The 10,845-nt window shown below is 34.9% G+C and carries 8 protein-coding genes and 1 tRNA gene; 6 read left to right on the forward strand and 3 right to left on the reverse strand.

From position 1 onward, the window contains the following. A complete protein-coding gene (locus A9G48_RS08815) occupies nucleotides 1–492 on the reverse strand; it encodes an NADH-quinone oxidoreductase subunit J family protein (protein ID WP_034945997.1) in 492 nt (163 codons plus the stop codon). A gap of 339 nt (nucleotides 493–831) precedes the next feature. Between A9G48_RS08815 and ppc the strand changes: the two genes are divergently transcribed. Next, nucleotides 832–3,477, forward strand: coding sequence for a phosphoenolpyruvate carboxylase (ppc, locus tag A9G48_RS08820; RefSeq protein WP_065576082.1), 2,646 nt, complete (start codon nucleotides 832–834; stop codon nucleotides 3,475–3,477). 74 nt (nucleotides 3,478–3,551) lie between these two features. On the opposite strand, the gene A9G48_RS08825 is transcribed toward ppc, so the two are convergent. Then, nucleotides 3,552–4,598 (reverse strand): SEL1-like repeat protein, encoded by a 1,047-nt coding sequence (locus A9G48_RS08825; RefSeq protein ID WP_051825232.1) that lies wholly within the window; start codon nucleotides 4,596–4,598, stop codon nucleotides 3,552–3,554. Between the two features lie 547 nt (nucleotides 4,599–5,145). On the opposite strand from A9G48_RS08825, the gene yajC reads away from it, so the two are divergent. The 5 genes from yajC to A9G48_RS11670 all read left to right on the forward strand — a co-directional run bounded on the left by yajC (nucleotide 5,146) and on the right by A9G48_RS11670 (nucleotide 9,148). Next, entirely contained in the window at nucleotides 5,146–5,478 is a 333-nt protein-coding gene (gene yajC, locus A9G48_RS08830; RefSeq protein WP_034945990.1) for a preprotein translocase subunit YajC, read from the forward strand. Between the two features lie 60 nt (nucleotides 5,479–5,538). After that, complete coding sequence (gene secD, locus A9G48_RS08835; RefSeq protein ID WP_080715889.1) at nucleotides 5,539–7,395, forward strand: protein translocase subunit SecD; 1,857 nt, start codon at nucleotides 5,539–5,541, stop codon at nucleotides 7,393–7,395. A gap of 15 nt (nucleotides 7,396–7,410) precedes the next feature. After that, nucleotides 7,411–8,406, forward strand: coding sequence for a protein translocase subunit SecF (secF, locus tag A9G48_RS08840; protein ID WP_034946250.1), 996 nt, complete (start codon nucleotides 7,411–7,413; stop codon nucleotides 8,404–8,406). Between the two features lie 125 nt (nucleotides 8,407–8,531). Continuing rightward, nucleotides 8,532–8,607 (forward strand) — tRNA-Ala (locus tag A9G48_RS08845). A 376-nt stretch (nucleotides 8,608–8,983) separates the two neighbouring features. Then, the gene (locus A9G48_RS11670) at nucleotides 8,984–9,148 is read left to right on the forward strand and encodes a hypothetical protein (protein ID WP_176701004.1); all 165 of its coding nucleotides are present in this window, start codon (nucleotides 8,984–8,986) and stop codon (nucleotides 9,146–9,148) included. A 775-nt stretch (nucleotides 9,149–9,923) separates the two neighbouring features. On the opposite strand, the gene A9G48_RS08850 is transcribed toward A9G48_RS11670, so the two are convergent. Beyond that, nucleotides 9,924–10,739 carry a DUF6708 domain-containing protein gene (locus tag A9G48_RS08850; RefSeq protein WP_065576083.1) on the reverse strand — a complete coding sequence of 272 codons (816 nt, stop codon included), beginning with the start codon at nucleotides 10,737–10,739 and terminating at the stop codon, nucleotides 9,924–9,926. Nucleotides 10,740–10,845: the final 106 nt, after the last annotated feature.

Here is a 10,845-nt window from a genome sequence, read left to right on the forward strand (position 1 = left end):
TTATTTCTCCGATAAGAATCGATGCATAAAATGATACGCAATTACAGCAGCGCCCAATAATAGAAAAACGGCTAACTCAACCATCAAAATGTAAGCATATATTGACATTTCATGAGTTAACTCTTGGGGTTCTTTAAACTGTGTATAGTCAGTACTTACTACTCCGTAAATTAACATAACCAAAAGAATAAAAGCTAACACTAATGGCACTAACCATATTTTAGGGCTTATACCATTCCTACTCGTTTCAACATTATCTATACGAATTTGAAGGATATTTGCAACCAAAATAAATAACGTTACTGTTCCACCAATAAATAAAAGCGTATATAAAACAACAGACAAATAAGTACCAAGCAAAATAAAAATCAATGCCGTGGCAAAAAATGAAATAGTAAGATACAAAATAGCTTTATCTACACGTAAGCTACAAATCACTTTAATACTAGCAAAGACAGCAATAATCGACGCAATATAAAAAACAGCGATCATCAAATAACCCAATATGCATTCACAATAACGCTAGTATATACTGAAATTAAGGCAAGATACAGGTGAGTTATTCATGAAAAAACAGATGTTTAAAATATTGAATATAAAAATCCGATATTAACGAGGTGTTATTAGTTATACGTTTAAGTATTTTTAATATAATAAAAACAATAAAAATAATAAAAAACATAAAATTTTATTATTTAAATTCAATGCTACATTGTTATAAAGTATGTAACTTAAGCAAAATAACTAAATTTATACCTACTTCTTTAAATGGCGAATTTTACCATACAACTTAAAGTTGCTTAGGCATAATATCAACAAAACGAGAATATCATGAATAGCAAATACTCCTCAATGCGAAGCAACGTCAATATGTTAGGTACTTTACTGGGCAATGCAATTAAACGAGCAACAGGAGATGAAACATTTAATTTAGTAGAAAAAATCAGACAGTTATCAAAATCGGCGCAAAAAGGGAATAAGCAATCTCATACTGAATTACTTAAATTGATTGAAAATCTTAATGATAAGGATTTATTACATGTTGCTCGTGCATTCAATCATTTTTTAAATATGGTAAATACAGCAGCAGAATATTATGGTATTTCTCCACATGGTGAGGCAGCCAGTAGCCCCAAAAAAATGGCTGACTTATTTCGAACATTAAAAAACCTTAATTTTTCAAATCAGACAATTACACAAGCAATTAAAGAATTATCCATTGAATTAGTGATAACAGCACATCCGACAGAAATTAATCGACGAACTATGATTAATACATACACAGCAATCAATAACTGTTTATCACAACTTGATCATAATGATCTCGCTGATTATGAGATTGAACGCATAAAACGACGTTTAAAACAGCTTGTTTGCCAAGCGTGGTATACAGATGAAATACGAAAAAAACGCCCAACGCCACTTGATGAAGCCAAATGGGGCTTTTCTGTAATCGAAGATAGCTTATGGGAAGGCGTACCTCTATTTCTTCGTGAATTTAATGATCAAATTGTTGATGCATTTAATGAACAATTATCTGTAGATCATGTGCCAATAAAATTTACTTCTTGGATGGGGGGGGATCGAGATGGTAACCCAAATGTAACTGCTGAAGTGACTGAAAAAGTAATGTTACAAGCCAGATTGAAAGCGATTGAATTGTTCTTAGCTGATATCCAAATATTAGTTCGTGAATTATCAATGACAGAATGTAATCAATCGGTTATCGATCTGCTTGATGAAGATAATAAAAAGACATCAGAACCTTATCGTGCAATAATGAAACAGTTACGTTCTCGTCTTATTAAAACACACAGTTATATTATATCAACACTCAATAATGAACAGGTGTTACCGCCTTCTGATATTTTGATTAAAAATGAACAGCTCTGGCACCCACTTTATACATGCTATGAATCATTAATAGAGAAAGGTATGTCGACAATAGCGCACGGTCCATTGTTAGACACACTGCGGCGTATAAAAAGTTTTGGTTTACAACTAGTACGATTAGATATTCGCCAAGATAGTTCTGTGCATACCGATGCGCTTGATGCACTAACAAAAGAACTTAATTTAGGGAGCTACGCGCAATGGACAGAAAATGAAAAACAAGCATTTTTATTAACGGAATTGAAATCTAAGCGCCCCCTATTGCCATATAACTGGCAACCTAATGAAATGGTCAATGAAGTACTCGATACATGTCGAGTTATAAAAAAAGCAGGTGAAGAAGCCATTGCATCTTATGTGATTTCAATGGCTAAAGCCCCTTCTGATATTTTAGCGGTTTATTTGCTACTAAAAATAGTTGATTGCCATAAAAATATTCCTATAGTGCCATTATTTGAAACATTAGAAGATTTAAATAATGCAAAATCGGTCATGGAAAAATTATTAGATATCCCTTGGTATCGTGAAAAAATTCAGGGTAAGCAAATGATAATGATCGGTTATTCTGATTCGGCTAAAGATGCTGGAACACTTGCTGCATCTTGGGCACAATACCGTTCCCAAGAGGAATTAGTTGGCTTATTTGAAAAATATAAGATTAATCTCGTGCTATTTCATGGTCGGGGCGGATCGATTGGCCGTGGCGGAGCTCCTGCTCATGCCGCTTTACTATCACAGCCGCCAGGATCATTAAAAGGAGGGCTTAGAGTCACTGAACAAGGCGAGATGATCCGGTTTAAACTTGGTCTACCTGAGGTCGCTCTTAGCAGCTTAATGCTATATGCTTCAGCTATTTTACAAGCTAACTTACTACCACCACCTGAACCTAAACAAACGTGGCGAAGTATTATGGACGAAATGTCTGATTTTTCATGTCGATGCTACCGCCATTTTGTTAGAGAACGTAAGGAGTTTGTCGATTATTTTAGAGCCGTAACACCAGAAGCAGAATTGGGTAGATTACCACTAGGTTCAAGGCCACAAAAACGTAGAACGGGTGGAGGAATAGAAAGTTTACGTGCAATTCCATGGATTTTTGCATGGACACAAAACCGTTTAATGCTTCCATCATGGCTTGGTGCCGGTAGTGCACTAAAATTAATGATTGAAAAAGGCAAAAAAGAGCTGCTTAAAGAAATGTATCACAACTGGCCATTTTTTAACGCACGCTTAGGTATGTTAGAAATGGTTTATGCAAAAGCTGAACCTAATATTCATGAATACTATGAACAAAGGTTAGTCGATCCTGCTATGTGGTCTCTAGGGGAAGAATTACGGAATTTATTAGCACAAGACATCAATACCGTATTAATGATTACCGATGATATTAGTTTAATGGCTGATTTGCCTTGGATTGCCGAATCCGTTGCTTTACGTAATACCTATATTGAACCGCTTAATTTATTACAAGCTGAATTGCTAAGCCGCTCTCGTCGATGTAGCAATGAGGAAAATACCACTGTTGAACAAGGATTAATGATCACAATCTCTGGTATTGCTGCAGGTATGCGTAATTCAGGATAACTTAATTTAGCAAAAATCGATTCAGACCGAAGTCAAAAAAATAAAAAGGGCAAAAAGCCCTTTTTTGTTAGCAATTATTTAGTTAACAAATTATTTAAATAAGCCTTAGCATTTTGGTCACCTTGTTCACTCGCTTTGGTAAACCAATAAATAGCACGGACTTTACTTTGAGCAACCCCATCGCCAGCTAAATATTTTACGCCCAAATTATATTGAGCATCTACACTGCCTTGTTCTGCTGCTTTATTGTACCATTCTATTGCTTTTTGAATATTTTTAGGCACGCCACTACCAACATCATACATAACACCAATATTAAATTGGGCATCAACATTACCTGCTTCTGCTGCCCGAGTAAACCAGTAAGCGGCTTGGGAGTTATCAGCTTTAGTACCGGCACCTGTTGCATAAATAACACCCAAATTATACATTGCCAATACATAACCTTGCTCTGCTGATTGCGTATAAAAATAGTTAGCCGCAACGTAATTTTGAGTTAAACCGTCGCCATTTTCTGACATCAAACCTAAATAATATTGAGCTTCTGGGTTATTATCTTTCGCTGCTTTACTAAACCAATCAGCAGCAGCGATACTATCTTTTTTAACGCCATCACCAAAAAAATACATGATACCTAAATTAAGATAGGCATCAAAAATTCCCTCATCGCCAGCTTGCTTAAAATAGTCAATAGCACTTAAAGTATTTTTGACTACACCTTCTCCATTTTTATACATTAACGCTACATTATATTTAGCTAAAGCATAACCTTGATCGGCGGCTAATTTAAAATATCTAAAGGCGGTAAACAAATCACGGTTAGTCCCTAAACCGTTTTGATACATATAAGCTAAATTATTTTGTGCTTTCGCCAAACCTTTTTCTGCTGATTTTTTATACCAAAATATAGCTTTGGCGTCATTCTCCTTAACGCCTAACCCTTGTTTATAAATATTAGCAAGTGAATATTGTGCTTCAGCATCACCTTTTTCAGCCGAAATGCGTAATAAACTTGGATCAGTAATTTTTAGCTGGGTATCAAATTGTATTTTAGTTTCATTAGCTATTACACCGAATGAAAAGTGTAAGATTAATGCTAATAAGATGTTTAATTTTCTCATAATTTTTTAGTCAAATAAGGTTGATATTAATTATACATAAATGATTTGAGATGAAACAATTATTGTTTAATGCCAAAACTGATTAGTTTATATTTGATCAGTATTCGGATAAAAACTGATCGTAGGTAAAGTGATTTAGAAATGAAGTCAACAAATAAAAGGCAAAACCTTAACTTTATAATATATAAAATTTATCCTATTTCAATAGAAATTGGCACATATTATATATACTTTAGCACAAAATAATTGAAACACTTAAAAAGTGCTAACTCATTAATTGGTAAATTTAGTATATAAATTATACTTATTATAATGAAGTAATAAAATATCAAAAAGGTAATTGATATAAAGCAAGTAACGTAATGAACTATAGAATTATTTATTATAATTAGTAATATTCATATTTGAAAAGTGAATAAACTTGGATATTTCAAGAGGCATAAATACCGAATGCAAGAAACATTTTGACAAGAAATAGTTAATAATTGATATATTTATTGTGTTATAATTTCGACCTTTAAAATAATCTTGAATTTAGAGGACCAATATGGACTTTTTTATCAATCAAGCGTATGCCGCAGATGGGCAAGCAGCTGAAAGCAATCCTTATTTTTTACCTATTATGCTAGTCGTTTTTGGGTTATTTTTCTACTTTATGATTATGCGCCCTCAACAAAAACGCGCTAAAGCACATCGTGATTTGATGGCTTCTATTTCAAAAGGTGATGAAGTGTTAACAAATGGTGGACTTATTGGGCGTGTATCAAAAGTTAACGAAAATGGTTATATCGCACTAGAATTAAATGATTCGACTGAAGTTATAATCAAACGTGACTTTATCACATCAGTATTACCAAAAGGGACAATGAAATCGCTATAAGATGAAATTATCGATTATAGTTCATTGTATTGATAACTTAATTCCACAAGAGAATATGTCGTGTTAAACCGCTACCCTTTGTGGAAGTACATTATGTTGGTCGTCGTGATTTGCGCCGGCCTTCTTTATGCACTTCCAAATATTTATGGTGAAGATCCCGCTATACAGATCTCAGGCTCGACTAATGCCGAAGTTAACATAGCCACGCGAGATACAATCCAAAAACTTCTCACAGATAATCATATCGAACCAAAATCTGTCGTCTTTGAAAATAAATCAATTTTAATCCGTGTTGGCGATAACGATACACAACTTAAAGCCAAAGAACTTATTTCAGATAAGCTAGGTAATGAATATACGGTTGCTTTAAACCTAGCCCCAGCAACACCTAAATGGCTTTCAAGGCTAGGTGCAGCACCGATGAAATTAGGACTAGATTTGCGCGGTGGGGTTCACTTCTTAATGGAAGTCGATATGACAGCTGCATTAAATAAACTTATCGAGCAGTCTATTGAAAACATAAAAATTGAGTTTGAAAAGAGCAAATTAAAATACAACGCACTGAGCAAAGATAACAACCAACAAATTGTTATGCAATTTGACAATACAGAAGATCGTAACAAAGCAATTACCAAAATTAATGGATTACAAGATTTTAAAGTTGTTTCTCAAAGCGAAGACCGCATTGTATTGACAGTTAGTGAGCCGCGTTTACTACAATCTAAAAATGCTGCTGTACAGCAAAATACCACAATATTACGTAACCGAGTAAACCAACTTGGTGTAGCAGAACCAATCGTTCAGCGCCAAGGATCGGATCGAATCGTCGTTGAACTACCTGGCATTCAAGATACAGCACTGGCTAAACGTATTTTAGGTGCGACAGCAACACTTGAATTTAGGCAAGTAAATGATGAAGCATCAGCCAATTTAGCTGCTATCATCAATGGGGATATGCGCATTCCTTACGGTTCTGAATTACAGTATATGGAAAATGGTAGACCAGTACTACTTTACAAACGCATTGTATTGACAGGGGATCATATTACTGACTCATCTTATAGAGTTAATGAATATGGTCAATCAGAAGTATCGATTACTCTTGATAGCTTGGGTGGTAAAACCATGCTTGATTTTACCCAAAAAAATCTTCATAAACCAATGGCAACACTATTTGTTGAATATAAAGATACCGGTAAACGTGATGAAAATGGTAAACCAATTCTTGAAAAACAAGAACGCGTTATCAACGTCGCCACAATTCAAGGTATTTTTAGTAATCGATTCCAAGTGACAGGTATTAGCAACATTGATGAAGCAAAAAACTTATCCTTACTATTACGTGCAGGGGCATTAATAGCACCAATTCAAATTATTGAAGAACGTACTGTTGGACCATCAATGGGGCAAGAAAACATAACTCAAGGTTTAGAATCTTGCGTATGGGGGTTACTGATCTCAGTTATCTTCATGTTGGTCATGTATCGCCTATTTGGTTTATTTGCTAGCCTAGCTTTAGTTGCTAACTTAATTTTAATTGTTGGTGCAATGTCATTACTGCCTGGGGCAACATTAAGTATGCCAGGTATTGCTGGAATTGTATTAACTGTTGGTATGGCAGTTGATGCTAACGTACTGATTAATGAACGAATAAAAGAAGAACTCAGCAATGGGCGTAGTGTTCAGCATGCAATTAATGAAGGGTATGCTGGGGCTTGGAGTAGTATTTTCGATGCCAATATCACAACCTTAATCACAGCGGTTATTCTTTATGCTGTTGGTACTGGATCAATAAAAGGTTTTGCTATTACATTAGGCATAGGTATCTTAACATCAATGTTTACATCGATTGTAGGTACTCGAGCGCTAGCCAACCTTATTTATGGCGGTCGTCGTGTTAATAAGTTATCAATTTAGAGGTTTATTGTGATTATTTATAAAAACGAAAATCATGATGTAAGAGAATTGAATCATGGCCGCAGAGTCCTCGACTTTTTGAAATTTGGCTTTATTGCTTTTTTTATTTCAATGCTATTAGTTATTGTTTCCTTTATGGTTATTTTTGATAAAGGATTCAATTTAGGACAAGACTTTACAGGGGGAACAACAGTTGAATTAACCGTAACCAAAGCGGTAAATCTTGATGATCTTCGCAACAGCTTACGTAAAGCTGGTTATCATGAACCTGTTGTACAATATTATGGTAGCAGTAAAGACATTATCATTCGATTAGCAACAACTAATGAAGAAAAAAGCAATGTATCATCAGAAATCGATAATGCATTAGGCACCAAAATATCGAATTTAGTACATAAACAACTTGATGAAAATGCACAAATTAAACGTATCGAGTTTATTGGTCCAACTGTAGGTGCCGAACTTGCTCAAGATGGTATTTTGGCGATCTGTGCTGCATTAATTTGTATTTTGATCTACATTGCATTTCGTTTTGAATGGCGATTTGGTACGGGAGCGGTTGTAGCATTAGCACATGATGTTGTGATAACAGCAGGTTACCTAGCACTGTTTGAACGTGAATTAGACTTAACCATTATTGCTGCAATGCTATCGATAATTGGTTATTCACTTAATGATACCATTGTCGTTTTCGACCGAATTCGTGAGAATTTTAGAAAAATTCGACGAGCAGAACCTTATGATGTTATTAATATCTCATTAACACAAACATTGCATCGTACCTTGATGACATCAGGTACAACTCTTGCCGTCGTGATTATTTTGTATATCTTTGGTGGATCAATGTTAAAAGGCTTTTCTGAAACATTAGGTGTAGGGATTGTGCTTGGTACAATTTCCTCTATATATGTGGCAGCGTATATGTCACTTAAATTAGGTGTCAAACGCGAACACTTTATGCCTCCTAAAATTGAAGCAGAAGGTGCAGATCAAGCTCCAATCATTCGTTAGTTATCTAAACTCTGTCGTTGTCGGCAGAGTTTTATTTGATTGTTCTTTAGACATCTAATTTCAAATAGATTGACACTTATCATCTTGTTGCATATTATTAACCACTGTTTTATTCCTTTCTACTTGGGGCCATAGCTCAGCTGGGAGAGCGCAACGCTGGCAGCGTTGAGGTCAGGGGTTCGATCCCCCTTGGCTCCACCAAATCAATATCCTGTAAGATTCTTTAAAGCCTATTAAAAAATAGCCTTTAGTTAGATTAAAGTTAAACTTAGTGAAGGGGCAACTGAAAACACCTTAAAAAAAGTAAAACACAACAGAGCTACATTTACGCTTCTATGTTGATGAAAAACCGTTTTCAGATTAAAAGACTTTGTCAGCGTATTAATGAAATTATGTTTTATGCGGTGAATATAGGCTTGATTGATGCCAACCTCGTAACCAAAATAAAAAACGCTTTCAAAAAACGATAAAAGGGCAAATAACAACCATAAACGAACAAAAACTTTCCTAATTCATGCAAGCTCTTGCTATGGCTAGAATCGAAATTACCAACACGTTGCTTAATGTTACCTAATAAATGGTATTAGCTCTGCTAAATGGGCAAAGATTTGATGCGAATATTATTGAAGTAGCGCTTGCCTATGCCGATACTATAGAGCGAGGAGAACTTATAACCGAGCTACCTACCGAGAACAACGCAGAATCATGCTTAATTGGTGGGGATACTTTATTAAGCGAGTAAGCTAAGGACATGCCTCATTGTCTGATAATCATCATTTAAAACTAATAAATCATTAACTGTAGCGCGCTACATATTTGGGTTACGTTTTCAAGCATCGATAAAAATTGTAAATCGAAACTAAGTTACGCACTTCAATTCTTTACCTAAAGTCTGAGAAGATTTTATCTCCGTGTATACAGAGAACACTTCATATTCAGATTTATCTACTTCGATTCTTGCGGTTTATCCCTGTGTATACAGGGAACACACATTAGAAGAACAATTAGAACGCATAAAAGACGGTTTATCCCTGTGTATACAGGGAACACTCCTGCTTTAGCTCCATCTGTGCTGAGCTGCGCGGTTTATCCCTGTGTATACAGGGAACACTCTAAATATAGCTATCTGTTTTATTTACAGTTATAGCGTTCGATAAATTCTACCAGATTTTTCAAATTTTTAAAGAGATTTAACTTGTTGATTTTTAATAAATAATAATTAGGGTGGATTTAATTTATAGCATTCTACCAAAATACCCATCTTTTCTATAAAAATCATTGAGATATGTAAATTAAATGGATTCTAATTAAAAACAAGTATTGCTTTTTACTTTAATCATAGCGTGAGCTTTGTCATAACTATTTTGAATTTAAGTTTTAAACTTTTGGGATTAGCGGTTTATTTCCTTTACTATAAACTTTGTTTAGAAAAGCAAATAAGCTTTTATGATTCAAAACTTTTTTATTAAACGTGTTTATGGAATTTTGATGGCATAATTATTCCTTAATCATCTGGGTTATTCCGTTATATGGTGTCGTTGTTTGATTTCGGCGAGCTCTTCTTGCGATGTGGCATTAAACGCTTCGACCATCCATTCGGGCCAACCTTGCCGGGCTTTAAATTCCGCTTCTTGATCTGATTTATATTCACCGTCATCGATATTGGCAGATTTATAATGCACCATAAAACTATTGATCCACCCCCAAACAAATGTACTTCCTGCACCGGCTCGCATAGGATCTAACATAATATGATCTATCACTTGGTGCGTGCCCGGTTGGCACACCATTAACACGGTTGAACTTAAGGCATTACGTGACATATTATGAATAATAACACCGTGCAAATCGTTCCAATCATATTCTTTTATTCGGCGTTTTTTCGGTTGTAAAAATACCGAAGGGTGATGTAAAAACTTAAAGTTAAAAAAGTAACTTTCGTTAACATAGACTTTACCGGTTTTACGATTAAATATAATGGGGCTGCCATAGCGGGAGAATAGATAATGATACAGCTGAGGAACCGCATAATACACAGTGAGGCAACAGGTAATAAAACCAATTACACCTATTATTGTTAGTTTGTTACCAATTTCAGAATCATTAAACCAAAAAATCATTGTAAAAGAACCAACAGTTAATATACTTCCCAAAATAGTAACAATAAAATGGAGACAACCATAAAAAATCTGATCATTGTGATCCTGACGAATAAAGGCACAATAGGTATTATTGGCATAACTTAAGCGATCGTCATGCAAAGGTACACTATAAGGACCTTTATCTAGATCCCCAAACCAACCAAAAATTTGCGGGCGGTATTTTGATGGCATAATTATTCCTTATTCCTTAATCATCTGGGTTATTCCGTTATATGGTACCGTTGTTTGATTTCGGCGAGCTCTTCTTGCGATGTGGCATTAAACGCTTCGACCATCC

Origin of the sequence: Gilliamella sp. wkB18 (assembly GCF_001690875.1) — a bacterium.
Classification (GTDB): Bacteria; Pseudomonadota; Gammaproteobacteria; order Enterobacterales; family Orbaceae; genus Gilliamella; species Gilliamella apicola_A.

Bases quoted from the DNA above. Each gene is read 5' to 3' on its own strand.
- ppc (WP_065576082.1), top strand. From the start codon at position 832: ATGAATAGCAAATACTCCTCAATGCGAAGCAACGTCAATATGTTAGGT.
- A9G48_RS11670 (WP_176701004.1), top strand. From the start codon at position 8,984: ATGGTATTAGCTCTGCTAAATGGGCAAAGATTTGATGCGAATATTATT.
- A9G48_RS08850 (WP_065576083.1), bottom strand. From the start codon at position 10,739: ATGCCATCAAAATACCGCCCGCAAATTTTTGGTTGGTTTGGGGATCTA.
- A9G48_RS08825 (WP_051825232.1), bottom strand. From the start codon at position 4,598: ATGAGAAAATTAAACATCTTATTAGCATTAATCTTACACTTTTCATTC.
- A9G48_RS08815 (WP_034945997.1), bottom strand. From the start codon at position 492: ATGATCGCTGTTTTTTATATTGCGTCGATTATTGCTGTCTTTGCTAGT.
- yajC (WP_034945990.1), top strand. From the start codon at position 5,146: ATGGACTTTTTTATCAATCAAGCGTATGCCGCAGATGGGCAAGCAGCT.